The sequence below is a fragment of the Halobellus salinus genome (assembly GCF_014646875.1).
GTDB classification, from domain to species: domain Archaea; phylum Halobacteriota; class Halobacteria; order Halobacteriales; family Haloferacaceae; genus Haloquadratum; species Haloquadratum salinum.
This window is the reverse complement of record NZ_BMOC01000004.1, coordinates 52,776-79,731: the sequence shown is the minus strand read 5'-3', so window position 1 is coordinate 79,731 and position 26,956 is coordinate 52,776. Positions and strand designations below refer to the sequence as shown.

Annotated in this window: 19 protein-coding genes and 1 pseudogene; 7 read left to right on the top strand and 13 right to left on the bottom strand. The window is 56.1% G+C overall.

The genetic code is table 11. The features are described 5' to 3' along the window. Positions 1-957: 957 nt before the first annotated feature. Positions 958-2,154 (bottom strand): orc1/cdc6 family replication initiation protein, encoded by a 1,197-nt coding sequence (locus IEX72_RS04930; RefSeq protein WP_188786273.1) that lies wholly within the window; start codon positions 2,152-2,154, stop codon positions 958-960. Positions 2,155-3,323: 1,169 nt separating this feature from the next. Here IEX72_RS04930 and aglG point away from each other — a divergent pair. The 4 genes from aglG (at position 3,324) to IEX72_RS04910 (ending at position 7,590) form a co-directional block, all read left to right on the top strand. Continuing rightward, positions 3,324-4,262: a glucosyl-dolichyl phosphate glucuronosyltransferase gene (gene aglG, locus IEX72_RS04925; RefSeq protein WP_188786272.1), complete on the top strand. Its 939-nt coding sequence runs from the start codon at positions 3,324-3,326 to the stop codon at positions 4,260-4,262. A gap of 93 nt (positions 4,263-4,355) precedes the next feature. Then, positions 4,356-5,222: a UTP--glucose-1-phosphate uridylyltransferase GalU gene (gene galU, locus IEX72_RS04920; protein WP_188786271.1), complete on the top strand. Its 867-nt coding sequence runs from the start codon at positions 4,356-4,358 to the stop codon at positions 5,220-5,222. Then, on the top strand, positions 5,219-6,151 hold the full coding sequence (locus IEX72_RS04915; protein WP_188786270.1) for a UDP-glucuronic acid decarboxylase family protein: 933 nt from the start codon (positions 5,219-5,221) through the stop codon (positions 6,149-6,151). The genes galU and IEX72_RS04915 overlap by 4 nt, the downstream gene beginning before the upstream one ends. A 146-nt stretch (positions 6,152-6,297) precedes the next feature. After that, positions 6,298-7,590: a glycosyltransferase gene (locus IEX72_RS04910; protein ID WP_188786269.1), complete on the top strand. Its 1,293-nt coding sequence runs from the start codon at positions 6,298-6,300 to the stop codon at positions 7,588-7,590. 42 nt (positions 7,591-7,632) lie between these two features. On the opposite strand, the gene IEX72_RS04905 is transcribed toward IEX72_RS04910, so the two are convergent. Next, positions 7,633-9,348: a carbamoyltransferase family protein gene (locus tag IEX72_RS04905; protein WP_188786268.1), complete on the bottom strand. Its 1,716-nt coding sequence runs from the start codon at positions 9,346-9,348 to the stop codon at positions 7,633-7,635. 196 nt (positions 9,349-9,544) lie between these two features. Between IEX72_RS04905 and IEX72_RS15175 the strand changes: the two are divergent. Beyond that, a pseudogene (locus tag IEX72_RS15175) lies at positions 9,545-9,781 on the top strand (IS1595 family transposase); the annotation flags it as partial. A 221-nt stretch (positions 9,782-10,002) separates the two neighbouring features. On the opposite strand, the gene IEX72_RS04900 reads toward IEX72_RS15175, so the two are convergent. The 11 genes from IEX72_RS04900 to IEX72_RS04850 all read right to left on the bottom strand — a co-directional run bounded on the left by IEX72_RS04900 (position 10,003) and on the right by IEX72_RS04850 (position 22,636). After that, positions 10,003-10,929, bottom strand: a complete 927-nt coding sequence (locus tag IEX72_RS04900) for a glycosyltransferase family 2 protein (RefSeq protein ID WP_188786267.1) — start codon at positions 10,927-10,929, stop codon at positions 10,003-10,005. Between the two features lie 114 nt (positions 10,930-11,043). Beyond that, on the bottom strand, positions 11,044-11,955 hold the full coding sequence (locus IEX72_RS04895; RefSeq protein WP_188786266.1) for an alkaline phosphatase family protein: 912 nt from the start codon (positions 11,953-11,955) through the stop codon (positions 11,044-11,046). Positions 11,956-12,052: 97 nt separating this feature from the next. After that, on the bottom strand, positions 12,053-12,751 hold the full coding sequence (locus IEX72_RS04890; protein ID WP_188786265.1) for an O-methyltransferase: 699 nt from the start codon (positions 12,749-12,751) through the stop codon (positions 12,053-12,055). A 161-nt stretch (positions 12,752-12,912) separates the two neighbouring features. Next, positions 12,913-14,076, bottom strand: coding sequence for a glycosyltransferase family 61 protein (locus IEX72_RS04885; protein ID WP_188786264.1), 1,164 nt, complete (start codon positions 14,074-14,076; stop codon positions 12,913-12,915). Between the two features lie 48 nt (positions 14,077-14,124). After that, on the bottom strand, positions 14,125-15,117 hold the full coding sequence (locus tag IEX72_RS04880; protein ID WP_188786263.1) for an alkaline phosphatase family protein: 993 nt from the start codon (positions 15,115-15,117) through the stop codon (positions 14,125-14,127). A gap of 239 nt (positions 15,118-15,356) precedes the next feature. Then, entirely contained in the window at positions 15,357-16,811 is a 1,455-nt protein-coding gene (locus IEX72_RS04875; RefSeq protein ID WP_188786262.1) for a flippase, read from the bottom strand. Positions 16,812-16,971: 160 nt separating this feature from the next. Next, positions 16,972-18,357 (bottom strand): sulfatase, encoded by a 1,386-nt coding sequence (locus IEX72_RS04870; RefSeq protein WP_188786261.1) that lies wholly within the window; start codon positions 18,355-18,357, stop codon positions 16,972-16,974. Between the two features lie 112 nt (positions 18,358-18,469). Further along, positions 18,470-19,435, bottom strand: coding sequence for an alkaline phosphatase family protein (locus IEX72_RS04865; protein ID WP_229663745.1), 966 nt, complete (start codon positions 19,433-19,435; stop codon positions 18,470-18,472). A gap of 6 nt (positions 19,436-19,441) precedes the next feature. Then, entirely contained in the window at positions 19,442-20,464 is a 1,023-nt protein-coding gene (locus IEX72_RS04860) for an NAD-dependent epimerase/dehydratase family protein (RefSeq protein ID WP_188786260.1), read from the bottom strand. Further along, entirely contained in the window at positions 20,461-21,483 is a 1,023-nt protein-coding gene (locus IEX72_RS04855) for an SDR family NAD(P)-dependent oxidoreductase (protein ID WP_188786259.1), read from the bottom strand. Before IEX72_RS04855 ends, IEX72_RS04860 begins: the two co-directional genes overlap by 4 nt. A 49-nt stretch (positions 21,484-21,532) precedes the next feature. Next, complete coding sequence (locus IEX72_RS04850; protein WP_188786258.1) at positions 21,533-22,636, bottom strand: glycosyltransferase; 1,104 nt, start codon at positions 22,634-22,636, stop codon at positions 21,533-21,535. 144 nt (positions 22,637-22,780) lie between these two features. On the opposite strand from IEX72_RS04850, the gene aglF reads away from it, so the two are divergent. Together aglF and IEX72_RS04840 are read left to right on the top strand one after the other, a co-directional pair. After that, a complete protein-coding gene (aglF, locus tag IEX72_RS04845) occupies positions 22,781-23,491 on the top strand; it encodes a UTP--glucose-1-phosphate uridylyltransferase AglF (RefSeq protein ID WP_188786257.1) in 711 nt (236 codons plus the stop codon). A gap of 290 nt (positions 23,492-23,781) precedes the next feature. Beyond that, positions 23,782-26,946, top strand: a complete 3,165-nt coding sequence (locus IEX72_RS04840) for an oligosaccharyl transferase, archaeosortase A system-associated (protein ID WP_188786256.1) — start codon at positions 23,782-23,784, stop codon at positions 26,944-26,946. The last annotated feature ends 10 nt before the right edge of the window (positions 26,947-26,956 follow it).

Here is a 26,956-nt window from a genome sequence, read left to right as displayed (position 1 = left end):
GCGGTCGGGGGGCACCGTCGTAGCCCTCGGGTACTCGTGTGCTGCCACTGGGTAGGGGTACGTACCAACGAACAGTCTCCCCCATTAAATGCTTTGTGTAGTTTACGTCCGTGTGCCCGTCTCACACGGCGTCTGACGGGCGTCTGATGGTGGTTGGTCTACAACGGCGAGTAGTGGGATCGAATAAAAACGAGAACTGCTCGTTGCGGGAGGGTCGAAGCCGAGGCCTTCGAGAGAAGTCACTTCTGCGAGTGCTCCCTACTACAGCGACGAGCCGACGCGGTCTGGCTGGAATATCCACCGATGCCAGGCGTGTCACAGCGGCCGGAACCGAGTTGTGACCGTCGGTCTCGACTGTGGACGCCGGTCGAACCCACGACTGTCGGAGTCGCCGCCCGGCACGGAGCGTATGTCTTCGCTTGTTCCTATTGCGCGCCCGAGACATCTCTGTCGATAGTCATCGACACATCCGGACGCGAGGCCCACCTGATTGTGTCGTGGGTGCCATCGGGACGAGCGGCCGGTACAGCCATCCGGGAAATGATGGCGCCGGTGCGACCCGATCGGCCTCGTACCCCCGGTATCGACGACACCCTCAAGATAACAGCTTACAGTTTCATACGTGGGTCCGCAGGTACGGTATCCGATCGTTTCGAGGACACTGAGAGAGTACATTTCGTGTGCTTTCCACTGTTCGCCGGGGGGTGCCACTGGAGTGAGAGAGTACGTTTCGTGTGCTTTCTATCGTCCAGCGGGGGCCACCACTGGAGTGAGAGAGTACATTTCGTGTGCTTTCTATCGTCCAGCGGGGGCCACCACTGGAGTGAGAGAGTACGTTTCGTATGCTTTCTATCGTCCATCGGGGGGTACCTCCGGAGTAAGAGAGTACGTTTCGTGTGCTTTCTACCGTCTACGGGAGGGCCATCGTTACAACAAGAGAGTACAGTTCGTGTGCTGTCACTCAGTGTGTGCAGTGATCTCAGCTCGGGTCTCAAGCACGATCGTGGGGTCGAGATCCAGTTCGTACTCGTAGTACTGCCCGCCGCTCAGGCCCTCGTTTCGCCCGTGGCGTCGAAGAAATCCCAGCATGTGGAGGTCCGAAAGGTGATCCTGGATGCTCTTCAGCGTCGACAACGGCGAGGCAGCGTGTGCGTCGGCGACTTCCTCGTACGTCCGTTGTATCTCCTTCGAGCGCGCGGGCACCGCCCCGCGGCTCTGGAGGTTCGCGATCGCCTCGAGGATGTACTGCCCGTGCTCTGTCTGGTCCCGTATCTTGTTCTCCAACCGACCGCGCTGCACCTGTTCCCGTGCGGTCTCGACGTGTCCGTCTGTGACCGGCATCTCACCGTTCCGCTCCGCCAGTTCCGCGCCGACGCGGAGGAGGTCGAGCGCCTGCCGTGCGTTTCCCATATCCTGCGCTGCCAGCGCGGCCGCCTTCGCGATCGCCGACTCGTCGCAAGCGCCCTCGACGAAAGCGCTCTCCGCCCGGTGTCCGAGGATCGTCCGCAACTCCTTGGCGTCGTACGGGCCGAAGGATATCTCGGTTTCCATCAGCGTGTCCTTGACTTTCGGCGACAGCGTCCGCCGGAAGGTGTAGTCGTTGCTGATGCCGATCACACCGAGTTTCGCGTTCGAGACGTGCCCGTTCGAGCGCGCACGCGGGAGTTCGTACAACAGTGTGTCCGCGTCTTCGAGGTGGTCGATCTCGTCGAACACAGCCAGGTGCGTTCCACCGATCCGGTCGAACTGTCGGTACAGTTCGTCGAACGCGTCTCCCGTCCCGAGCCCTCGTTTCGGGAACCGGCTGGCGTGTTCCGGGAGGAGGTCGTTGACGAGAGTACGAAGGATCACGAACAACGTTCGTCCGTTACAGTTGATCGTGTGGATGTGGAGGTCGTCGGCGTCCGGCCGTGTCTCCGTTTCTTTCTGGAGTTCGTCGATTATGTACCTCGTGACTGCGGTCTTCCCGAGTCCAGCTTTCCCGTACACGAAGATGTTCTCGGGTTCTCGCCCGAACAGGACGTCCTGCAGCGCGTGGCTGTACGCTTCGATCTCCTCGTCACGTTCGAGGATCGTCTCCGGGTGATAGCTCTCCGTCAGTACTGCCTTGTCCGCAAACACGGTGTTAGCAATATCGTCGAACGGCCCACTCATAGCTATCTGATTCTCCTAGCTATTTATTTATAAAACCAAGGTTCGTATGATTCGTATGCTTTTGTTCGGTCGACCTCCTATGCTAAATCGCCATACAGCAGTGGGGCTACCGTATGACTCCGGAGAAAGCACACGAAACGTACTCTCTTACTGTGGGTCGACGCTTCGTTACTACCGGCCGTAGTGGCACACGGAATGTACTCTGCAGCGCTTGTACCCAGCAGTAACGGTCGAAAGCACACGAAACGTACTCTCTCTGGGGTTGGCTGTCTTGTTACTACCGGACGTAGTGCCACACGGAATGCACTCTGCAGCGCTTGTCCCCAGCATCAACGGCCGAAAGCACACGAAACGTACTCTCTCAGTCTAGATCAGCCGGGTTATTGTTTGCAGAAGATAGCCCACAGAGCCCTCGCATCCGTACACATCTATCGATAAGGCCACTCAGTGCTGCTTGAGGTACCGGGGTGGGTGTGTAGCGTATTCCACGAGATGTGGTCCTTTGACAACTGATGTATAACCGTCTCGCCGAGCTCGAACGCTCGCGCTCCCGCGGACCGTGGCCCAGTCCGTCCGCGCCCGGCGATAGCGGGAACACTCGACACAGTGGGGTGTGGGAGAGTAGCGATCACGGAACACTCGACACGGTGGGGTGTGGGAGAGTAGCGATCACGGAACACTCGACACGGTGGGGTGTGGGAGAGTAGTGATTCACGGAACACTCGACACGGTGGGGTGTGGGAGAGTAGTGATTCACGGAACACTCGACATAGTGGGGTGTGGGGGAGTATCGGATTCGCAGAACACTCGACACGGTGGGGTGTGGGGGAGTAGTGATTCGCAGAACACTCGACACAGTGGGGTGTGGGAGAGTAGCGATTCGTAGAACACTCGACACGGTGGGGTGTGGGGGGAGTAGTGATTCACAGAACACTCGACACGGTGGGGTGTTCCACTACCTGTCGAGGACATCGTCGGCCGGTTCGGCCGTCTGGGGGACTTCTGACCAGTTACGCAAGAAAGGATGGCCCTGCACACGAGACAGTGCCCGTCACTTCTCCGGTAACGGTCCTCCGGATTGTGAGTTACATTTCCCTATGTTACTATTGTCCAGATGCTCCGGAGTGAGAAACACAATTCTTATTCGCGACTTTGTCGAATCTCCGACAATGAAAGTCTCCGTCGTCGTCTGTACGTACTCGATGGAGCGCTACGGGTCGTTTTCGGAGTGCGTCGAGAGCGTCCTCGGTCAGGAGTACGACCCGCTGGAGGTCGTTCTCGTCGTCGATGGCAACGAGGAAGTCTACGAGCGCGTGCAAAGGGACTTCGGACGCGAGGAGGATGTGATCGTCCACAACAACGACGAGAATCGGGGAATATCTTACAGTCGGACGAAAGGCGCCGAGTTGGCGTCCGGAGAGGTCGTCGCGTTCATCGACGACGACGCGACCGCCGAACCCGACTGGGTGCAGCAGCTGGTCGACATCTACGAGGAGACCGACGCGATCGCGGTGGGTGGGGATGTGAAGCCCGACTGGCAGACCGACAAGCCCGACTTTTTTCCAGAGGAGTTCTACTGGCTCGTCGGCTGTGTGGAGCCAGGATTCGCCGACGATGGCGAGGAGGTCCGGAACACCTACGGCTCGAACATCTCGTACCGTCGTGAGGAATTCTTGAACGTCGGCGGGTACGATCCCAACACGGGACGGAAGGGCGACAAACACCTACAGGCGCACGAGGCGCCCGTGGGGGTTCGGCTACTTGACGAGTACGGACAAGGGATGGTATATTCTGAGGACGCGGTGGTCCATCACAAACTGTTCGACTACCGCGGGGAGTTCTCCTGGCTGGTGTCCCGGTCGTTCTGGCAAGGCTACTCGAAGCGCGTGATGGATTTATTGTATCCGGATGCCCCCGACGACAAGAGTGCGTACCTGAAGCAGTTGTTGACCCACTTCGTGCCGAAGCGGCTGAGTGCATTGGTTCGGTCACCCTCGGTTTCGGGGCTATTGCAGTTGGTTTCTATCTTCGCATTCACCGGAGCCGTCGGGTTGGGGTATCTGTACGCGATCGCGATGCCCGATGTCGTGGAGAAGGCCAATACGTAGGACCCAGTGGGACTGGCTGGTGGTCTCTCTAACCGCGGTCAATAACTGGATAAGAAAGGATATCCTTTTTTAATGTGGAAAGACAGACGACGTATGGACGTAACGAAGGCAGTCATTCCGGCAGCCGGTTTCGGGACGCGATTTCTCCCGGTCACGAAGGCTCAGCCCAAAGAGATGATGCCCGTATTGGACAAGCCCACGATCCAGTACGTCGTCGAGGAAGCCGTCGAAGCCGGGATCGACGACATCCTCATCATCACCGGGCGCGGCAAGCAGGCGATCGAACGTCACTTCGACAAGTCCTACGAACTGGAAGACGCGCTGAAAGCCGACGAGAAACTCGACCGGCTCGACCGTGTGCGGGAGATCGCCGACCTCGCGGACATCCATTACGTCCGACAGAAGGAGCGGGACGGACTGGGAGATGCGGTTCGGTACGCCCGCAAGCACGTCGGCGACGAGCCCTTCGCGCTGCTGCTCGGGGATACGATCATCGAAAGCGACACGCCGTGTACGGCGAACCTCATCGACGCTGCGGAAGCCCACGAGGCGTCGGTGCTCTCGCTGGAACGGGTCCCCTGGGCGGACGTTCCCTCGTATGGGGTTGCCGACGTCGGCGATAGCGAGTCGGTCGGTGAGAGTTTCCCGGTCGCGGACTTCGTTGAGAAGCCACCGCGGGAGGAGGCCCCATCGAACTTGGCGATCACTGGTCGATACGTGCTCACCCCCGAAATCTTCGAGCTGCTCGAAACGACGGAGAAAGGCGTCGGCGGCGAACTTCAGCTGACGGACGCGATCCGGAAACTCGAAACGGTCCGAGGCGTCGAACTCGACGGCGACCGATACGACATCGGGAACATCCCGAGTTGGCTGCGGGCGAACGTGGAGATGGCGCTCAACCACGACGACGGCGAAATGAACGACGCTGTCGAGGAGCTCTTGGAGGCTCACTTCGCGTGAGTCGCATTCTTGTCACGGGTGCAGCAGGCTTTCTAGGCTCATTCGTCTGTGACCGCTTATTAGAGGAGGGTCACGAGGTTATCGGGATGGACAACCGCGTGAGCGGTCAGACCGAAAATCTGGACGAGGCGTTCTATCACGACCGATTCTCCCTCTACGAGCACGATGTCACGGAGTTTATCCATATTTCGGGGGAGTTGGATGCTGTATTACACCTGGCGAGCCTGGCCTCACCGGTGTACTATCGGGACTATCCGATCAAGACTTTGAAAGTCGGCGCCTTGGGGACACACAAAACGCTCGGCTTGGCCAAAGAGAAGGACGCGACGTACCTGTTCACCTCGACGAGCGAAGTGTATGGCGACCCCGAGGTGAACCCGCAGCCGGAGTCCTATCGCGGCAACGTCGACCCCTACGGTCCGCGGTCGTGTTACGACGAGTCGAAACGATACGGGGAAGCGCTGGTACGGGGGTACCGTGACAAGCACGACTTAGACGTGCGCGTCGCACGAATCTTCAACACGTACGGCCCGCGGATGCGTCTCGACGACGGCCGGGTGATCCCGAACTTTATGAAACAAGCACTGACTGGACGTGATCTGACCGTGTACGGGGATGGGGATCAGACACGGAGCTTCTGCTACGTCTCGGATATGGTTGATGGGCTAGTCGCGTTGCTGGAGTCCGATGTCGAGGAACCGGTGAACATCGGGAATCCGGACGAGCGGACGATCAACGAGCTGGCGGAAGTCGTGTTGGAGGTGACGGGAAGTGACAGCGGGATCACTTACGAGGCGTTGCCACCACAGGATCCGCAGGTTCGGCGGCCCGACATCTCGAAGGCGCGATCGGAGTTGGGCTGGGAGCCTCAGGTGTCGCTACGGGAGGGACTTGAGCGGTCGGTGGAGTTCTTCGAGGCGGAAGTCTGAGTGGTTTCACGCGGGAGAGAGGACCGTAGCGGTAGTTGATCGGTTCGCTGACCGGGCCAGCATTACCTACTTTGAAAGCGACACCGGAGTCCGGGGGGTCGAGTGATGAGGAACGTTTTTGATCGCTCGGGCTGAGTTCGGCGTGTTTGAATGTATTTGTGGACGACGAAGTCCGGAACGATCCCGATGTTATGAGTGATATAACTGACAGCGACATCCGCCCGCTTCTCGTAAACGCGTCGGACACCGGTGGATCGGCAACGGCGACAAAGCGGATTCACTACGGGCTTCGTCGGATCGGTGTCGACTCCCGGATGCTCGTCCAACAGAAGTCGACGGACGACCCGACCATCGTCGGCCCCGAGTCGACGGTCGGCCGCGCGTGGAGTCTCGCTCGCCCGCACGTGGATATGCTCCCGCTTCGATTCTACGGTCGATCCGACGGCTTCGCGGTCAACTGGCTACCGGAACGGAAACTCGAACGGATCCGGGAGATCGACCCGGACGTGGTGCACCTGAACTGGGTGTGGCGCGGCGCGCTCTCGGTCCGGACGATCGGCCGCCTCGACCGACCGGTGGTCTGGCGGCTCCCCGATATGGCGGCACTTACCGGCGGGTGTCACTACGCGTACGGCTGCGACCGCTTTGAGGACCGCTGCGGGTCGTGTCCGCAATTGGATAGTGGGGCTGATCTTGACCTGTCGCGGCTGACGTGGCATCGGAAATCCCATCACTGGGATGATCTGGATCTCACGATCGTCACGCCCTCGAGTTGGTTGGCAGAGCAGGCTCGGCGGAGTTCGCTCTTCGGCGACAAGCGGATCGAGGTCATTCCGAACGCGCTGGATACGGAGACCTACCGGCCGCGAGATCCGAAGCTAGGTCGGGAGTTCTTCGACTTGCCCGAGGACAAGCGGCTGGTGTTGTTCGGGGCGGTCGATCCGATGGGGGACTACCGGAAGGGTGCGGATCTGTTGCAGGAGGCGTTGCAGTCGCTGTCGGGAGAGATAGAAGATGTGGAGTTGGTCGTGTTCGGCGCGACGGAGCCAGCAGATCCGCCGGACTTCGGGTTCCCGACGCATTATGTGGGATACCTTCACGACGATCCGAGTCTCGTGTTGCTGTACTCGGCGGCCGACGTGATGGTCGTCCCGTCGCGGTACGAAGGGTTCGGGCAAACTGTGTCGGAGTCGTTGGCGTGTGGGACGCCTGTGGTTGCGTTCGATGCGACGGGACCGAGTGATATTGTGGATCACAAGGAGACTGGGTGGTTGGCGGAGGCATACGAAGCGGAGGAGTTAGCTGAGGGGATCGAGTGGGTTCTGGAGACGGCCGATCGGGAGGTGGTGGGAGATGTCGCGCGTGCTCAGGCAGTTTCGTCGTATCTTCAGTCAACCGTGGCCAAAACGTACGCGGAGTTATACGACGATGTCACTTGATCGATTAAAACGGAATCGGACTCTGACTTTTCTACCTACGGATTATGATTTTGTTACCAAGTATTCGTCTAGTACGAGCACATCCAGCCCCATCCCGAAAAAGTCCTTCAAAGCCTCTGTAGGGGTGTTCACAATCGGTTCCCCATGATCGTTGAACGAGGTGTTCAGGAGTACGGGGACGCCGGTGATATCCGCGAAGTCGGAAATCAACTGGTAATATTTTGGATTCTGCTGTTTTGATACCGTTTGTGGACGCGTGGTACCGTCGGCAGGGTGGAGCACAGCTTCGATTTCGCTTGCCCGTTCTGGACGCACTTGGAATGTGTCGATCATAAATGGAGACGGAGCTGGGTTTTCAAAGTACGATTCGGCCGCGTCTGCCAGTATTGACGGTGCAAACGGTCGCCACTCCTCACGGTGTTTGACGAACCGGTTGACTCTGTCACGCGACGCCTTAGTCCGGGGATCTGCCAGAATACTACGATTTCCGAGTGCTCGAGGACCAAGTTCCGTTCGCCCTTGGAACCATCCAACCAATTGTCCGTTTGCGATTTCCTCGGCGACTCGTTGGGTCAACTGTGTCGGCCTTGTGTAGTCAATCTTGTTCGTTTCCAGAATAGACTTGATAACCTCGGTGTTATGTGCTTGCCCGTAATATACATCTGTTATTTGATAGACAGTTTCAGGGGACGATTCGAGGAATCCTGCCCCGAGCGCTAATCCGGCATCGTGAGAGACCGGTTGGACGAACACGTCGTTTACAGCATCAAGTTCCCGAATCTCCTTGTTCATCTTACAGTTCAATGCGACCCCCCCAGAAAGAGTGACCGTCCGAATCCCGGTTTCATTGACATACTGTTTAATAATACCTGTTACGATTTCCTCTAATAGATGCTGAGTTACCCGTGCTAAATCCTTCTGCCAGTCGGTGAACTCTCCACGAGATGTGTTCCGTGGTCTACCGAGAAGTCGTTCAAGTTGTGCGACACCATCTTCGATACCGTGTTCCGTAATTGAGGTTACGTCGTAATCGACGCCAGTCTCAATGGCACTACGTAGACTCGTCTCAATCTTTTCATTTAGTTCACCGTAGGGTGCGAGACCCATAATTTTCCCCTCACCGTTGAAGGCCCGATATCCGAGATACTCGGTCACTGCTCCGTAAAAATGACCGAGACTGTTCGGGAAAGTGTATGTTCGAAGTCGTTCCAGCCCTTGCTCGTCTCCGTGCCAGACGACTGTCGAGTCGTGCTCGCCCTTACCGTCTACTGTGAATACTAGTGCTTCATCGAATCCCGATGGATGAAACGCGCTGGCCGCGTGACAACGATGATGTGGTTGATTGTCGATCGGTGGGAGCGAATCTCCGATTTGGCGGAGTTCCGACTTGACTTTCGAGGTGGGGAGAATGTGTGCTTGAGCACGGTGTTCGAGATAGCGTTCGATCCAACGCAGTCGTTCCGGTGTAGACTTTGAAGAGAATAACCGTCGCTTCAATTCGGGTAACCAGATTTTGGATTCCAGGCTCGGTACGTAGGGTAGAACGATTTTGTCGACATCGGAAAGAGAGATGTCGCAATAGTTGAGGCAGGCATTGATCGACTTATGCGGAAAGTCATCGACAGCGTGCTTCCGTCTATTGAGGCGTTCCTCTTCAATGGCGAATACCAACTCTCCATCGACGAATATCGCCGCACTGGGATCGTGTCCACCGTATAGATCAAGAGTGGGCTTGAAACAAAGAACGTGTTGACTCATAACGTTGGATTAAGTAGACAAGTAATATAGGTTTTGAAAACCGTATTGGGTTCCCTACTCCCAGTGTGCGATAGCGGCGAGTCGGAACAGTGCGGAGAGACAATCAAATGGTTTTTGACTCCTGCGAGGTGGCTTACGACAGCAAACTTCAGATAAACATCGGAGAAAACAACGTACTGCGCTAGTGTGGTGCAATATACTCCCAGCAAGTCGGTTCGCGTCGGAATTAGCCTAGTGGACCTGCTGCAAAAGGTTCGCTGTCGGATGGCGTTGAACACTCCCGCTACCGTTCCGACCCAGCGATCAAAGATAATAGTGTCAGGTGTATCAACGGTATTTATGTGCGAATTGCGGTCGAACGTTCAACAACGGAAATGGCACAAGCTTGGCTCATTTGAAGTTCTCCCCGAAACAGTGGCACTTCACAATCTATGCCTGCGAAGCCACGCGTCACATCAGCGATGGTAGCCATTCTCTCCTTGAGAAGTGCCGAAAAACAACCTAATACCGTATCTCAGAGTATTCCAGCTCCGCCCGGAACTCTACAAGAAACCAGCACCAAAGCAGTCAAATATTGCCCTAACACCACCCTCTGAATACCGACAGTGTGCTCCACAAGAGTATCCACTCAAATTTTGATACCTGTCCCCAAGTTTAGTGAGCGAAGGATGAAATCAGCTTCCAGAACGGGTACACAATCGGGTGTTCCTTCCACCGACCAGGTCGGATTTTATGAAACGCTTGATCGTAATCCCCATCAACAATAGTATATGGCGGTGCAGAAAGTGGAAAACTTGCCGAATAGGTATCGATACCAGACCAAGGAGAACTGGATTGAGTCGTATTCGTGGCTTCTGGTCCGAATCCAATATTTGATACGAGATTTCGCGATGGGACTACCGACAGGCCCGAGTTGATCTGCCTAGCAAACGTCCAAGGATAGCTCCAACTCTCGTCACGCTCATTGTAAGCTTCCTCATACACTCTGTGCATATGGTTGTATTGCCACTCATCCCCGAACAGGTCCTTCAGTCGGTCTCGGACAATGCGATCCTCCCAAAGCTTCATATCTGGATCGTACATTTCCCAGCAATCGCTCCACGTTGCCCAGCCCCAGATTCCCCCATTATAAGAAAAGTGGTAGTCCTGTTTGTCTGCGCGCCATGTCCCCAGTTGATTACGTCCGGTAATCTCCATAATTCGGCTATCGTCACGATACCTGTTTAGCAAAACTTGGCAAAATCTGAAAAAAGACGGGTCAGGTAATGTGTCATCCTCAAGTATAATAGCTTCATCAACAGTATCAAAGACTCTATTTAGACCAGTTACGAACCGCTCTTTTATACCTAGATTCGTATCGGAATATAAACGCACAACATTACAGTCCCACGTGACTTGATTAACGATCCTCCGAGCCCGTGTTGTTCTCTTGTCATTATTCTTTTCCTTTGGACCATCAGCGATTATGAATAGCTTTCGTGGTTGGACATCGGATATTCGAGAAAACACCTTAGCTGTATGCTCTGGTCTATTATATACAAAGAAGGCTACCGGGGTTGACAACGTGAACTCACCAGACATATGAGCTACGTACTTTTCGTGTATTATAAAAATCACTAATGTACTGAGACTGCGTCGAGTGAGAAAACGTAATATACGGTTGGTAAGCACCTACCGCGAATTCAGTTACTAACATCACATATATCCTAGCGCCTCCAATCTTTCCCGCATTACTCCATCATCAGAATAATCAAATCCCTTCGATTCCTCTTTTTTAATCTCTTTTCTCTCCCCAGAAGGCAGTTGTAGCCACGGGACGAACCGACACTCAACCGTTTCGTGGCCGTGATTTACTCGTGGGAGGCCGAATTGTACTTCCCCTAAGTTTTCTCCGTGATCAGAGGTGAGTACAGTCTTCCCTTCTAATTCTTCAAGTAGTGATTCAACGTACGATTCAGCTATATTCACATTCTCAACGTACGATTGTCTCATTTTTTCTTTGGAAATATCTCCATTTAAATACAACTGAAAAATATCTGCAAACTCTTCGTCTGGCCCCGCAAGGTCCTTCGCTATCTGTCCTCGATGCGGAGTGTGTGGCGTCATATAGTGAACTATGAGTCGCTTATTTGGATACTTCTCATTCATCCGCAGTGCAGTCTGCGTTATCTCTTGTGGATCTCGGCCAAGTGATTTTAATAAGAACAGAGTATCTGGCTCCAATCGCTCGTAAAATACGTTTCCTGACACACAAACTGTATCGGTTAAATCTCTACCCCTAAAATTTCCGAGTACCCATTCCAAACTCCAATTTCCCTTAGTCAGTTCACGGAATAGTTCCCCCTCAAATCTTGAGTGTCTTTTAAAATAATCATATCGGTAGGCGTCTAATACAATTAGATTATCCCAGTCACGATCAAGCACATCTATACCAGTTCCGTATTTTCGCTCAAACAATGGTCGATAGAACATATCTGGGACCTCATATCTTAGAGCCCTATTCATTTTAAATACGTCCAATTTCACATACTGATACGACTTTCGTAGACCAGTAAGAAGCCCTTCCTCAGACATTACCTCAATAAATCGCTTCAGCTGCCAGTTCATATCCTTAGTTGCTCTCTCCGAAATAAAAATTCTCTGATGAGAGGTTAGATATCTCATAAGCCTGTTTAGCTAAAACGGTATCATCGATATTTGTTATCTATATGTCAAGACAATTGTTTCTGCGATATATTATTGAAGTCTTCTGAATATTACTTGTGACTGGGCCTATGCCCTGAAAAAATATCTCCTTAAATTCTCCCCCAGTCAAATCATCAACAATCTTTTTGTTCTGATCTCTATATGTATCATCCAGTAGTATGATTCCCTCTGAGTTGAGATTCTGCACCGCTTTTTTTACACATTCATTCCTATACTTTCCATCAATAACGACGATATCAAAGCCATCATACTCGTCAATAGCGGTTATATACTTTTTTCCGGTCCGATACAATATCTTTGCATTTGACGGTAGAGAACCATTGATTTTCTCATACCAATCCTTGTTGTGTTCTACAGAGAAAACTTGACTTACATAAGTAGCAAACCATTCCGTAGAATTACCACTACCGTACTCAAATACATTTAATCCGGAATGAAGACGGTCAGATATAAAATCAATCAACGAGTAAGGCATCCACGGTATCGGGTTTCCACATTGATCCGTTGGAGGAGCTGAGTAACAGTTGAACCATCCCCGGTCCCGAATGGGACTATCAAATAGTATATCAGTATAAGGACGGATATTACTGTATTTTAATACTTTACGAGTTATTGACTTTATATCCTCTGGAAACTTGCGGTATACCCTGAGAACGAGCGGCTGTTCACTTTTAGACTGAGTGTCTCTCCCCGGCATAGCCCTCATTGAATGTGGTTATTACTTAATTTTTCTATTTCGACATCATATGTGGGTTATCTTACCAAATTATAGTCATTCAACCATCATATAGGTATATAATAAAGGTTTATTGAATGAAATAGCTCGACAAATGTTTCTAGATCGAATTAATTCATATATCAGAAATCCTGCAGAAGTGATTCTATTCCCGAAACGTCGGCTACAATATCGTTACCTTGTGAGTTACACATTACACTGACATACCCGTGACCTAAGCCGTTTGCTAATGTAAAGAAACAGGCATTTTGGTACGAGCCGAACAGTTCGACCAGAGTCGTCTCTGTGGCGAAGATGGCGTTCGTCAGCCCCGCTCCGTGGGGGCCAAGGACGATTTCGGCATCCGAAAACTGGCGAACTTGTTCCTCAAACGTGTGCTCCCCGGGGACGATACGCTCAAATCCATAGTCGTTGAGCATCGACATCAATGCGTCTTCGTTACGAATGCGACGGTCCTGTGCATCTGCTCGCGAGACGTATATGCGGGACGAGCAAGTGACAGCATCGGTATCGTATCCGTCATCCAGAACCACGTCTCGGATCCGGTCTCCAAGTCGGGCCATCGCTGCCGGAGAGTGAATATAGCCATCGCTCGTGGAAAAAGTGTGGCGCCGCAGTGCACCGACTACGAGCCGCGAGCAATGCACCCGGTTTCCTGGCCACTCCCTCGTCTGGTCCGGATCGACCCCCGCAAGCGACAACGAATCTTGTAGCCAACCGGGCGGATTCGCCGGAATCAATACCGTCGGATCGGTACCGGTCTGCTCCCGATAGGCTTCGAGGGCGAACACTTGTACAAGATAGTCGGTAAGCCAGTGGTAGTAGTCAGTCGTCCACGGTCCGACAAGGGGGAACAAAGGGCCCTCATACCAATCCTCAGGACGCTGGAATCGCGTCTCGAACGGAAGTTGACCGGCCAACAGTGCTCGAACCGATGCGTCTATCAGTCGTTCGTATCCGCCAAGGGCTGACTCAAGGATTATTCGCCCGTCGGCGGCGACCAGCGCTGACGGCCCGATTATCGTTGTGTCCTCAATTTCGACGACGAACGGAGCGGGAACGGTACACTCGCCTACCTTCGACTCAATGACCGCAGGTAGGTCTCCGACGTGTCTCGGACGCTCGAACTCGTAACGCTCGTCCGTTCCAAATGAGTAGACGGTATAGTCGTCGGGCGGGTTGTCGAAGAGTCGGGTCCGCGTCACAATGCGAGTATCGAGTGTTTGCTGGGCGATGGTGGCTATCGACGGTCTGGCCCGGCGGTACAGTCGTCTTGGTAGCCCCATACTGTCACGTTCCTCCAGTACCCAGTGTCGTTCCAGTCGACTCCCGAATCAAAATTTGTACCCCAGCGCCTCCAGTGTCTCATCGACGTCCTGATTCGATGCTTCTTCGGATTCCGACGGTCGGGGAGTTTCCGGAGTGCACGTTCCGTTGTCGCTAGCCGTCGTAACTGCCCACGGCACCGTCCGAACGTGGGGATGGAGGCTTCCAATAGGGTGGCCGTAAATCCCGTACTCTCCGAAAGCTTCGCCATGGTCCGAAGATATGACGACCCTGTCGGCGTCGATGTTGTCAAGCAGCAGCTTCACGTCGTCCAGCACGTAGCGGAGGTCGGCTAGATACGACTCCCAAGCTTTCTCGGGGTCAAGACGGAAATGGGTTTCGTACTCAAACAATTCTCTTTCTTCTGCCATCGCCTTCGCAGCGTAAGGGTTGTGTGGTTGGTGATAATGAAGAATCATTCGGTCGAAAGAATGTTTTCGACCGACATCTATCGCTCGTTCGGTAAGGTAACGTGGTGGCGTCGCCCCGTCCACATGTCCGCGTGGACCTTTTTTCCCAGTAGGTTCGTAGAACCACAATTTCTCCAGCCGGCCAAGCTGACTGGAATCGACGTAATTGAATCGTCTCAGCAAGCGGTGTGTAAGGTATGACGGATCAGTTGCCGGTTTGTTTCGTTCAAGTACCGCTTCAGCGTTTCCATTACTGCTCAAATACGCTGTTTGGTTGATTTCTTCAATATGATTTTCAGTAAACGTGCGGGCAATCCATTCGGGTGAACTGGCACCGACAGAGACAAGATCTCCGATATCCGCTAAGAAGTCGTACTCGTCGGCCACCTCGCGGAGCGCGTCAACACGGCAAGTATCGAGGAGAATTAGTAGATCCCACCCTTTCTCAAATACATTCGTCCCGATGGAGAGCCGATCTTCCAATAATACGACCGGGACCCGGTACACGTGTTCAAGAACTAGCTGGTCGAACGCCAGAAATGGGTTCTTGATCCCGGTCTTGATGTTTTCCCAATTTAGGTCGTGTTGCATATTATTATCTCCAGGTAGTTGGTTTTGATTTATAACCGCTCCGTCATACGAATTGTAACGCTTACATCTGCATAGGCAATTACGTTTGACTGAATATACCTTGTCGCGTGATCCATAAGCAGTTAGTTGATACTATTATTTACGTCTTGTAACAGGCACAGTAAATCCAGAGCAATATTGTTACCGTTCCCCACAGCCTCTTAGCCAGTGATCGGTGATCTCGGATACATACACTCTGCTTACGCCGGATATAGTCTCTCGGGGAGATTGTCTCGGACGGTCTTTCGAAGCCGTTTCGAGAGCCCCAGTAACGAACCCAAATATATTCCGGCACCGGATAGTACCGCCAATAAAACGAACAATATATTACTGTTGATTGTGATATGCCTTGTCTCAACCCTGATAAGAGCAATCAAGAAGCAGGCCATAAGACCGGCTGCTATCCACTGCTTGCTGATCTCTTCTACAGGGATAGTGAAATCAAGTATTGAACCGATATATTTGTACGCAACGACAAGGCTAATAACGATGGAGAGTGCGGTTGCGACCGCAGCCCCGACCCACCCGTAGACAACGATCAGCACAACGTTGAGGACGACGTTAGAGAGAATGAACACTAAATTGATCTTAAATGCAATATCGGGCCGGTCAAGTGCGTTAAGCGTCGTTGTAAACTGTTTTTGATATGATTGCAATAGTGTGGCGAAAATCAACACAGACAGTACCAACCCGGCCTGCGTGAAGTCCGGGCCGTATATCCGGAGCAGTTGCTCGCCAATCAGCGTCCCGCCAACGAGACCCGGAATCATAATGAGCCCCGCAAACGACAGCGCCGTGTTTAGCAGGTCCGAGACAGCTTCCGAGTCGTCAGCGACTGCACTCTCGCTCATCTCGGGGAACAGCGTCCGACTGATCGCGGTCCCGAAGACGACTAGGAACTGCGCGATGTTCCACGCGGCGGTGTAGTATCCGATGAATGCGTTTGAGACAAAGAACCCGAGTAGGGCGATGTCCACCCAATTAAAAGCCTTTGATCGAAGTCCCCCGAGCCAAGCGTATTTCGCGAACGAGAGTATACCCCGGAAGTGGCGGGCTCGCGGCATCGTAATCTCGTCGAAGCTACGTATGAGGACGTAAAATCCCCCAAGTACAACGACGACATACCCGATGATGTAGCCGCCGAACAGGCCGACGATCCCTAGTCCCAGAGAGAGCGCGACGATCTGGGATCCCGCTCGGCTCCCTGTTTTGACCGGAGAGAATACGCCTGCGATATGGACAAGCTTCCGACCGTTGAGTAGTGACATAACTGTACTTTGTGCAAGCGTGACGACCACCATAGCCGCAATAAAGACTGCCGCCGAAAACCCAATGTAATCGTTGACTTCTCCGCGAAACAACAGAATAGCTGTAGCTAAGCCGACGGCGAACACCGATACGATACTGACGCCAGCGATTGCGTACGCACTTGACTCGTCGCGCTCACTGACCCGTTTCGTCATACCGCTGGTGACTCCCATCGTCCCGAACAGCACGAGCCAAGAGACGACAGCCGTTGCCACGGAGTAGATTCCGAGCGCTCCCGAACCGAGCAGCCGAGCGACGTATATCGTTGCGATAAACCCGAGGGCAGATGCGAGTAACTTGGAAACAAAATATACGACGGAGGTCTGGCCGAGACGAAGCGATCCCACTATGATCCAACTCCCCGAACGGATCTCATTAGTGCTTTTACCACCGCTGTGGTGGGACTCTCCGACAAATGCCGCACGTTACTTTCCATCCCTTTCACTGGATAATAAGCGCTCTTGATCATCAATGGGGTAAATAACCAACTTTTTATATGAAATATAATTATATATATCCCATTTTTTCTAGATGGTCCTTAACGTGGTCATCAAGATCCTCGTCGTGTTCACCGTCCGGAATCTCGTCAAGCCTTTCATTCATCCGTTGAGAGAGCTGGTGCTGTACCTTTTCATTCTCGACGGCTGTTTCGTCTCCGTTTTGGATTCGGTAGAGTGTCTCCTCGCCCGTTGTCGTCCGAATAAGCTTATACTCGGTAGTTCGGATTGCCTGTAGCCCTCTATCGTACTCTTCGAAGCCATTATATGTCTCAAGCATCTGATCCCGTTTCGGTGGCTGTGGCCGATCGTACTCCGCAAATACGGCGTCCCGGCCTGATCCTATCGTGAGGTCCCGACCCTGCATTCCGGAGGGAGTCTCTATGCCGGCCCACTCACAGATCGTCGGGGCGATATCTGTCAACGAGACGAGGTTATTCGAGATCTCGCTTGGAAGCGCCCGATTATGGCCGTGGTGGCCGTCGGGCCACTTGACGATCAGCGGCACGTTCACCAGCTCCTCGAACAGGGAATACGCGTGGTAGACCAGGTTGTGTTCCCCGAAGTGTTCTCCGTGATCAGCGGCCACGATCAGCAGCGTATCGTCATATAGACCCTCGTTTTTGAAGAAATCGATGAACTTGGACAGTAGATAATCCGTGTACCTGATCTCACCGTCGTACCAGCATTTGACGAGGTTCCACTCCGTTTCAGTTACTTTGTTATCACCTAATGTATAGTCACGACCATTTCCTGTGGCGATATGTTTAGCAGTTTCCTTATCCACGGTGTCCCATTGGTCGAAGTACGCCTCGAATTGCTTCCTGAATTTGGACGGCGGATCGTACGGTGAGTGCGCCGCGTTAAGATTGATGAACCCGAAGAACGGTTCCTCGGTTTGTGTGAGCTGTGTCTTCAACCTCCGCAGCTGTAGATCAGAGATATCGTAGTTCTTCAGGAAGTAGTTGGGAAGAAACCGAAGGAAATCGAGGCTTGGATCGTACATTTTCCCAAGAAACCGGGGAAGCTCGAATACATCGTGATAGTAGTCAAATCCACGATGGAAGTTCCGCTCCGTACTGGTATGATAGGAGTTACTAAACCCGAGCGTCCTGTATCCGTTCTCCGACAGCAGTTCGGCGATCGTCGGCCCGTCGTAGGTCAACGAGAGTTGTGAATTGAACACACCGTGTCGCGACGGGTAACACCCGGTGAACATCGAAGCGTGGGTAGGTGGTGTCCAGGCCGATGTGGCGATTGCCTGCTCGAAACGGGTCCCATCTGCGGCGATACTGTCGATTGTTGGAGTTGTGGGACGATCGTAGCCATAACACGAGAGATGATCTTTCCGGGTCGCATCGAGTACGATCAATAGAACGTTCGGTGCCTGCTCCATCTCCGTGTTAGCGCTCTCGGGAGCGAAATATTAAACGCACGGTTTGTCCGGTCACTCCTTTCCCTCCAGCGGTTCGTATATGCAGCGGTCGACGGAATCCTACAGTCGGTACTTATCGGTAGCCGAGCTGTGCTAATTGATTCTCCACGTCTGTACTTACACCGTCGACACGTTCAATACTCGTCTCGAAGGTTCCCCCATCCTCAGCCGTCGTCTCTACCCACGGTACCCGGCGGACCGCTGGGTGTGGACAGCCGATGTTGTGCGAGTAGAACGTCCATTCGCCGAACCCTTCGCCGTGATCGGCCGTGATAGCAACCTTATTGACGTCGTAGTTCTCCAACAGTACTTCAACCTCATCCAAGACCGCACGCAACGTGTCGATGTACGCTTCCCACGCTTCCTCGTGGGAGAGCGATCCGCTCCTGAGGTCGTCGAATACATGATTTGGCGATCCATCAGCACCGATATACGGGGCGTGGGGCTGCATATAGTGGACAATACACCGCTCCGGGTTCCGCTCCCGTCCGACGGCGATAGCGCGGTCAGTCATCGTCCGCGGTAGCACAACCCCGTGGTCGTCGTCGTAGCCGTACTCGTAGACGTTGTCGACGTGGCCGAAGTCGTCGGGCGTGACGACACCGTAGGCGTCCATCGACGGGCCGACGGGTGCGGCGGCGATGTGTGGCGGTGTTCGACGCTCCCGAAACACCTTGTCGAACTGGGCGTTACCGTTGACGTACGCCGTCCGAGCGATCTCGGCGGCGTACCGTTCTCGGAACGTGAGTGCCATCCACTCGATGGACGTGCTGCCGACCGACCAGATTGAGTCGACCTCGGGGAGGAAGTCGTACTCGTCGGCTACCTCCTGAAGCGCATCGACACGGCAGGCGTCGAGGACGACCAGTAGATCCCAATCGCGTTCGAAGACGTTCGTACCTATGGGGTACCGCGTTGCCACCGACAATAGCGCCCCGGAATAGGCGTAGTAGGCGCTCTGAAGCAATCCACGGGTGCCTTTCTGCTGAATCCGGTCGACTGATTCCGAAAGCCAGTCCGTGACACTGATGCCGCCCATACTCGCTTACCGTTCGTGCAACAGCGTCTCCAGATTCTCTCGGACGTACTCCGGGTCCCGATGCTCCGTGTACCAGTCGATCGTCTCCGCAAGCCCGTCCTCCAACGTATATTCGGGTTCCCACCCGAGCAACTTCTCTGCCCGCGACGTATCTGCCGCGCGATGCCGCACCCCGACCGGCTTGTCGGTCATATAGTCCATCTCGGGCAGGTCCTTCCCCATATATTCGAAGATCGCCTCCACGACCTCATTAATAGAAATATACTCCGAAATCCCCGCATTGACCGGCGTCGCGTCGGTCACGTTCTCGTTCGCCAACAGCAGCGCGCTGACGATGTCGTCGACGTACGTGAAGTTCCGGGTCTGCTCGCCGTCGCCCCAGATCTGGAACGGTTCCTGTCCGGCGTAGGCCTTCGCGATCAGCGCGATGATGGCGTGGGTCTCGTTCTCCCGGGGGCCGTACGCAGTGAATATCCGAACCGAACTCGCGTCGACGCCGTACTGTTCGTGGAACGACTGCAGGGACAACTCCCCCATCAGCTTCGCCCACCCGTAGGACTCGTCGGCGTAGGCGCCACCACGCTCCTCGAAGCTGACCATATCCTCCTGGAGACGCTGCCGTTCCTGCTGGATGTCGGTCGGGTACGTGCAGGCGCTGGAGGCGAAGGTGATCTTCTCGACACCGTTCTGGACAGCTGTCTCGAAGACGATGTTGTCCAAGGCCATATTGGTCGCGCAGTTGGCGGGGTAGTTCGAGATGTAGCCCCGCCCGCCGTGGTCGGCCGCGAGGTGGAACAGCCGATCGATACCCTCGGTCGCCTCGTCCGCGAAATCCCAGTGTTTGAGGTTCCCTTCGTAGACTTCGACATCGTCTTCGACCGCCGCGAGATTGTTCGTCTCACCGCTGGAGAGGTCGTCGGCGACGCGTACGTCGGCACCGCGAGCCACCAGTTGCTCGGCGAGGTGACTTCCAATAAAAGAGGCACCGCCGGTGACGAGAACCGTGTCGCCCTCGAAGCCGGCGCTCATCGTGCACCCCCGTCAGCCCTGACTACGTCGGCGTCGAGTTCGTCCTCGGCACCGAGTTCCTCGGCGGCCCACGCGTACGTCTCGGCCAATCCTTCGGTGAGGCTCACTTCAGGCGCCCAGTCCAACGCGGCTTCCATCTTTGTCGTGTCCGCGGCGTACTTGTACGTCCCTTCGGGTGCGTCCATATCGTGCTGGATCTCGATGTCCTTGCCGCTGATCTCGGTCACCAACTCCGCCAGCTCCTTGATGCTCACGACCTCTTCGCCGTTCCCGAGGTTGATCGGCTCACCGTCCGCCTTCCGTTCGAGTGCGCGGATCATCCCTTCGACGAGGTCGGTCACGTAAATAAACCCCCGTTCTTGTGACCCGTCGCCGAACATCTCGAACTCCCGCTCCGGATACTCGATCGCCTTTCGGATGAACGACGGGATGACGTGGGCACTTTCGAGGTCCAGGTTCTCGCGTGGCCCGTACGCGTTGAAGATCCGAACCATCGCACAGTCGAGGTCACAGTCCTGGTGGTATGCCTGACAGGCCACCTCACCGAGTACCTTGGCCCACCCGTACGTGCTGTGCGGGTCGGCGGGGATGGCCTGGTCCTCGGTAAACCGGTTGAGGTCATCGTGTTGCTGCCGGTAGATACAGGCACTGGAAGCGAAGAGGAAGCGGTCGACGCCGTTGATCCGGGAGGCTTCGAGCATATGCTGGTTCATCAGCACGCTCGGCGTCAGCCCGCCGACGTTCTCCCGCTGGATGTAGTGGATCCCACCGACTCTCGCGGCGAGGTGGAAGACATAATCGACGCCCTCGGTCGCACGGATACACCCTTCCCGGGTCGTGAGATCTGCCGGGACCAGATCGATCTCGTCGGCCACGTGTTCGAGGTGTTCGAGACTGCCCCTAGAGAAGTCGTCCGCGACAACCACATCACATCCCTCCTCGACGAGACGGTCGACGAGGTGGCTGCCGATGAAGCCGGCACCGCCAGTGACCAGCACGGTTGAATCCGCAAGTTCCATACAGTGACTCGTCGGCTACGTGTAATATATTCTCCGACTCGCGAACGGGTTACTCGTCGGTGAACAGCCGACTGGACAGGATCTCGCCGATCGTATCCACGTCGAATTCCCGTTGATACACCTCGTACCCGCCCGGTTCGAGCCGTTCGATCAGCTCTCGCTCCGTTGCGAGGGTCTCGATCGCGTCCGCTAGTCCCACCGGATCCTCCGGCGGCACGGTGTAGATGCTCTCACCGTGTTCGAACCACTCGTCGATCGCCGGCGACTCCTCGGTGATGACCGCCTTCTTCGACGCGACGGCTTCACTCACTTTGTTTGTGACACTTGCAAGTGACCGAGGGTCGTCGGCAAAGATCCCCAGACAGACGTGCGACGACGCGATCCACTCCTGCTGTTCCTCACGCGGGACGAACCCCTCGAACCGGACGTTCGGCAGCGCGAGTTCGTCGGCCATCCGCTGGTACCGCTCCGTTTCGGGACCGCTCCCGAGGAAGACGAACTCGTAGGGCTTGTCTCGGAGCTCGGTTGCTGCGCCGAGTATGGTCCCGACACCGTGGTGTGGAAGGAAGTTTCCCCAGTACAACATAGTGAACGGCTCCCGCTTCTCGATCCCTTCCCGCGGATAGAACCAGTCGCCGTCCGCACCGGGAGGCAACCGCACGAACCGGTCGCTCGGGATCCCGTACATATCGCTGTAGAGATCGATGAACTGGTTGGTACCGACGAGGTGGTAGTCGGGTAACCGAAGTACCATCCGCTCGAGGGCAGCGACCGCTCGGATGATAACCGGGTTGATATCCCGCATTTCGGCGGTTCGATACAACGAGACGAACAGATCGTAGACGAGCGGACACTCGAAGCGCCGGGCGTAGTACGTCGCAATCGGAATAAGCAGCGGATTGAATTTCGTCAGGACGATGGCGTCGATTTCCACACCCGATCCATCGATCTCGTTCATCCGGCGGACGATGCGGACGTAGAACAGTGGGAGCAGGAGCAGTTTCCAGACTCCGATGAACCGTGAAGTTTCGCTGAACCGGCACTCGTGAACTGTTGCTCCCGCTGTCTCGAACCCCCGCCTGAGTAACTTCTCCCGTGGATAGTCGTAATCGTAGTCACCGAGTAGTACCACGTCACGGTCCGGATCGGTCATTGTGTGAGCGATGATCGGTCTCGCATTTATAATACACTACTCGAAGGACTCGATCATCGCTATTGTCTGCTTATGCTCTTGTCCAGTACCGAACGGTGCTCAGTAGGACGGAAACTATTTGACACGCTGGTGTCCCTCCCGAGTATGAAGGCAGTCATCCTCGCTGCTGGGAAAGGAACGCGGCTTCGTCCACTCACCGACGACAAGCCGAAGGTGCTCGTCGAGGTAGACGACAAACCGTTGATCGAGTACGCGTTCGATTCGCTCGTCGACATCGGTGCCGAGGAGTTGGTTGTCGTCGTTGGATATCTGAAGGAACAGATCATCGAGCGGTACGGTGACGCCTATCGAGACGTGCCGATAACGTACACACACCAGCGTGAGCAACTGGGTCTCGCCCACGCGATCCTCCAAGCTGAACCGCACGTCGACGACGATTTTATGCTTATGCTGGGCGACAACGTCTTTTGCGGGAACCTAGACGCCGTTACGCGCCGTCAGCGGGAAGAGCGAACGGACGCCGCGTTCCTCGTCGAAGAAGTCCCCTACGGCGAGGCGTCGCGGTACGGCGTCTTGGACACGAACGACTACGGCGAGGTCGTCGAGGTTATCGAGAAGCCCGATGATCCACCGAGTAACCTCGTGATGACCGGATTTTACACGTTCAGCCCCGCAATATTCCACGCCTGTCACCTTGTTCAACCCTCTGACAGAGGTGAGTACGAACTACCCGACGCCATCGACCTGCTGATCAAATCGGGGCGCACTGTCGATGCGATCCGTCTCGATGGGTGGCGGATTGATGTCGGATACCCTGAAGACCGAGACCGGGCTGCGGAGCGGCTGGCAGAGTAGTGTGACCGAACAAGCGGAGTGGGGAAGGGTGAGACTCCGAAGGTGACACAGAATCAAGTAGGTAGAGGCAGAAGATCACTTTCAGTCCCGTGGTTGGATCGTATTTTGTTTTTCGTAGTCGATGTCCAAACTACCGACTGCCTGGAATCGCTGGGTCAGACTTCGTAACAATCTAACGAGCGATGTTACGAACGAGCGCCTATCACACACTCGAAGGACGGTGATTACTCCGTAGTCCCCGAAATAGCGCATCACAAGGCTTATGAAAGTAATCCCAGTCGTTCGTGACAATGAGTGAGTCGCAGGAAGAGCGTTCGCCTTCCGTCGTGGACATCCTCCGTACCCACTACCCGAAAGCCGCCCTCCCTGCAGTCGTCGTGGCAATGCTCTGGATCCGCCTCCAGGCGTACGACACATTCCTTCGTGACGGCGAGGTGTACCTATCGGGTAACGACGCGTGGTACCATCTCAGACAGGTAAATTACACCATCCAAAACTGGCCGGGAACGATGCCGTACGATCCGTGGACCGGATTCCCATACGGGAACCTTGCGGGTCAGTTCGGGACGCTCTACGACCAACTGATCGCCACCGCGGCGCTCGTCGTCGGCCTAGGCGACCCCTCCCAGGAACTGATCGCGAAAACCCTCCTCGTCGCCCCAGCGGTGTTCGGCGCCTTGGTCGCCCTGCCTACCTACGCCGTCGGCAAGCGTCTCGGCGGCCGCCTCGGCGGAATCTTTGCTGCGGTCGTCCTGATGCTTCTCCCCGGCACGTTCCTCCGACGCGGACTCGTCGGATTCGCCGACCACAACGTCGCCGAACCGCTGTTCATGCTGATCGCCGTTCTCGCGACGATGATCGCGCTCACCGTGGCCGACCGGGAACGCCCAGTCTGGGAGTTGGTCGCTGATCGTGATATCGACGCCCTCCGCGACCCGCTGAAGTGGTCCGCGCTGGCGGGGGCGGCGATCGCGCTCTATATGTGGGTGTGGCCACCGGGAATCCTCCTCGTCGGGATCACGGGGGTGTACTTCCTCGTCCAGATGGTGGCGTCCTTCGTGCGGGACGACTCCCCCGAACACATCGCGTTCGTCGCTGCGGTGTCGATGCCGATCGCCGCGGTGCTGATGGCCGCCCGGATCTCCGAACCTGGGTTCGGAGTCACCGGATTCACGCTTCTCCAAGTGTTGCTTCCGCTCGCCGTCGGTGGCGGTGCCGTCCTCCTCGCGTGGCTCGCCCGGGTTTGGGAGTCACAGGATCTTGAACGGAACGGCTACCCCGTCGCCGTGGCCGGTCTCGTCGCGGTCTCGCTGGGGCTCTTCTCGATCGCCCTCCCCGGTGTGTTCGGCGGAATCATATCCAACTTTCTCAATACTGTCGGATTCAGCGCCACTGCGGGCACCCGAACCATCGGCGAAGCCCAGCCGTTCCTGGATCCAGGGATCCTCCAACAGCGGGGACTTACCGCTTCCGGACGCATTGTCAGCGAATACGGGTTCACGTTCTTTTCGGGGCTCCTCGCGTCCATCTGGCTCGCGGCGAAGCCGCTGATCAAGAGCGGTGATACCCGAAAATTCGGGTACTTCGTCGGCGCGCTCGGCGTCGTCGCGCTGATCTTCCTCGTCCCCGCAATCCCGGACGGCCTCGGAAGCGCACTCGGCGCTGAATCGTCGCTCGTCAGCCTCACGATCGTCACCGCACTCATCCTCGGCGGGATCTTGCAGGCCGATTACGACCCCGAGAAACTCTTCGTGCTCGTCTGGATCGCGTTCATCACCTCTGCGGCGTTCACCCAGGTGCGGTTCAACTACTACCTCGCGCCCGGTGTCGCCGTAATGAACGCCTACCTGGTCGGCCAGCTCGTCAACTCGAAGTACCTCGGCATCCCCGACATCGAGGCCGTCTCGGACATCGACGGCTACCAAGCGCTGGCTGTCGTCGCGGCCATCCTCCTGATTTTGGGTCCGGTGCTTTTCGTCCCGATCTCCGTCGGCAACACGACTACGCAGACGGCGTGGGACGCCGCCGAACAAACCGGCCCCGGGTCGGTCACGGTCTGGGACGGACCACTCGGATGGATGCAGGAGAACACCCCCGAAGAGGGGAACCTCGGCGGCGCGGGCAACGCCGATCAGATGGACTACTACGGGACGTACGAGTACACCGACGACTTCGAGTACCCGGACGGAGCCTACGGCGTGATGTCGTGGTGGGACTACGGCCACTGGATCACCCTCCGCGGCGAGCGGATCCCCAACGCCAACCCGTTCCAGCAGGGCGCCGACACGGCCGCGAACTTCCTGCTCGCGCCCAACGAGACCCAATCCGAAGACGTGCTCACTTCCCAGAGCACCGAGGGCAACCAGACGCGCTACGTGATGGTCGACTGGCAGATGGCCACGCCGGGCTCGAAGTTCGGCGCGCCCACGGTGTTCTACGACGCCGAGGAGAACGTCTCCCGCTCCGACTTCCTCCGGACGCTGTACCGCTTCGACTACCAGAATCAGGGTCGCTTCGTGGGCACGACGCTCCGCACGCAGCGGTTCTACAACAGCACGATGACGAAACTCTACTACTACCACGGCAGCGCCCGGTCGCCCTCGCCCATCGTGGTCGACTGGGAGCCCCGCCAGGTCGAGACGGGATCCGGAGAGGCCGTCACGATCGACTCGAATCCCCGCGGCGAGGCCTTCGTCCGGACGTTCAACAATATGAGTGCAGCCCGCGAGTACGTCGAGGAGGATGGGACGGCCCAGGTCGGCGGGCTCGGCTCCTTCCCGAGCGAGCGCGTCGAGGCGCTGGAACACTACCGGCTGGTCCAGGTGAGCGACACTTCCGCCAGCAACCGGATTCTCCGGACGGTCGGGCGTGAGGCACAGATCGCGGGCGCGAACCCGCAGGCGACGGTGCCCGCCGATCCCGCGTGGGTGAAGACCTTCGAGCGGGTGCCCGGCGCGACCGTCGAGGGCAGCGGCGCCCCCGCTAATACGACAGTCACCGCGAGCACCGAACTCCGGATCCCGAACACCAACTCCACGTTCACCTACACCCAGCGCGCCGACACCGACGCCAACGGCAACTTCGAGATGACGCTGCCGTACGCGACCACCGGCTACGACGACTACGGCCCCGACAACGGGTACACGAACGTGAGCGTTCGCGCGACCGGCCCGTACACGGTGTCGACGCCCGCGACGCTCGGAAACAACGGGTCGATCGTCTCCTACCGGGCGAACCTCTCGGTGCCCGAAGGCGAGGTCAACGGCGACGGGGACGGCGAGATCGGCGTCGAACTCGACCGCAACGAGGAGGAGCTGACGATCGGCGGCGGGTCCGGCGGCGACGGGTCGACCGACGGCGGGTCGGGCGACTCGACGAGTGCGGACGGCTCGGGTAGCGAGACGCAGTCGCTGCGTGAGCCGGCGGTCGCCGGCGACGCGGCGCGCGCGGCGTAGCGAATCGGTA

What these genes read in the sequence shown, in the direction of transcription:
- IEX72_RS04895 (WP_188786266.1), bottom strand. Translation starts at nt 11,955, where the DNA reads ATGAACTGGCAGCTGAAGCGATTTATTGAGGTAATGTCTGAGGAAGGG.
- IEX72_RS04885 (WP_188786264.1), bottom strand. Translation starts at nt 14,076, where the DNA reads ATGGGGCTACCAAGACGACTGTACCGCCGGGCCAGACCGTCGATAGCC.
- IEX72_RS04870 (WP_188786261.1), bottom strand. Translation starts at nt 18,357, where the DNA reads ATGGAGCAGGCACCGAACGTTCTATTGATCGTACTCGATGCGACCCGG.
- IEX72_RS04890 (WP_188786265.1), bottom strand. Translation starts at nt 12,751, where the DNA reads ATGCCGGGGAGAGACACTCAGTCTAAAAGTGAACAGCCGCTCGTTCTC.
- aglF (WP_188786257.1), top strand. Translation starts at nt 22,781, where the DNA reads ATGAAGGCAGTCATCCTCGCTGCTGGGAAAGGAACGCGGCTTCGTCCA.
- galU (WP_188786271.1), top strand. Translation starts at nt 4,356, where the DNA reads ATGGACGTAACGAAGGCAGTCATTCCGGCAGCCGGTTTCGGGACGCGA.
- IEX72_RS04880 (WP_188786263.1), bottom strand. Translation starts at nt 15,117, where the DNA reads ATGCAACACGACCTAAATTGGGAAAACATCAAGACCGGGATCAAGAAC.
- IEX72_RS04900 (WP_188786267.1), bottom strand. Translation starts at nt 10,929, where the DNA reads ATGTCTGGTGAGTTCACGTTGTCAACCCCGGTAGCCTTCTTTGTATAT.
- IEX72_RS04850 (WP_188786258.1), bottom strand. Translation starts at nt 22,636, where the DNA reads ATGACCGATCCGGACCGTGACGTGGTACTACTCGGTGACTACGATTAC.
- IEX72_RS04860 (WP_188786260.1), bottom strand. Translation starts at nt 20,464, where the DNA reads ATGAGCGCCGGCTTCGAGGGCGACACGGTTCTCGTCACCGGCGGTGCC.
- IEX72_RS04840 (WP_188786256.1), top strand. Translation starts at nt 23,782, where the DNA reads ATGAGTGAGTCGCAGGAAGAGCGTTCGCCTTCCGTCGTGGACATCCTC.
- aglG (WP_188786272.1), top strand. Translation starts at nt 3,324, where the DNA reads ATGAAAGTCTCCGTCGTCGTCTGTACGTACTCGATGGAGCGCTACGGG.
- IEX72_RS04855 (WP_188786259.1), bottom strand. Translation starts at nt 21,483, where the DNA reads ATGGAACTTGCGGATTCAACCGTGCTGGTCACTGGCGGTGCCGGCTTC.
- IEX72_RS04865 (WP_229663745.1), bottom strand. Translation starts at nt 19,435, where the DNA reads ATGGGCGGCATCAGTGTCACGGACTGGCTTTCGGAATCAGTCGACCGG.
- IEX72_RS04930 (WP_188786273.1), bottom strand. Translation starts at nt 2,154, where the DNA reads ATGAGTGGGCCGTTCGACGATATTGCTAACACCGTGTTTGCGGACAAG.
- IEX72_RS04905 (WP_188786268.1), bottom strand. Translation starts at nt 9,348, where the DNA reads ATGAGTCAACACGTTCTTTGTTTCAAGCCCACTCTTGATCTATACGGT.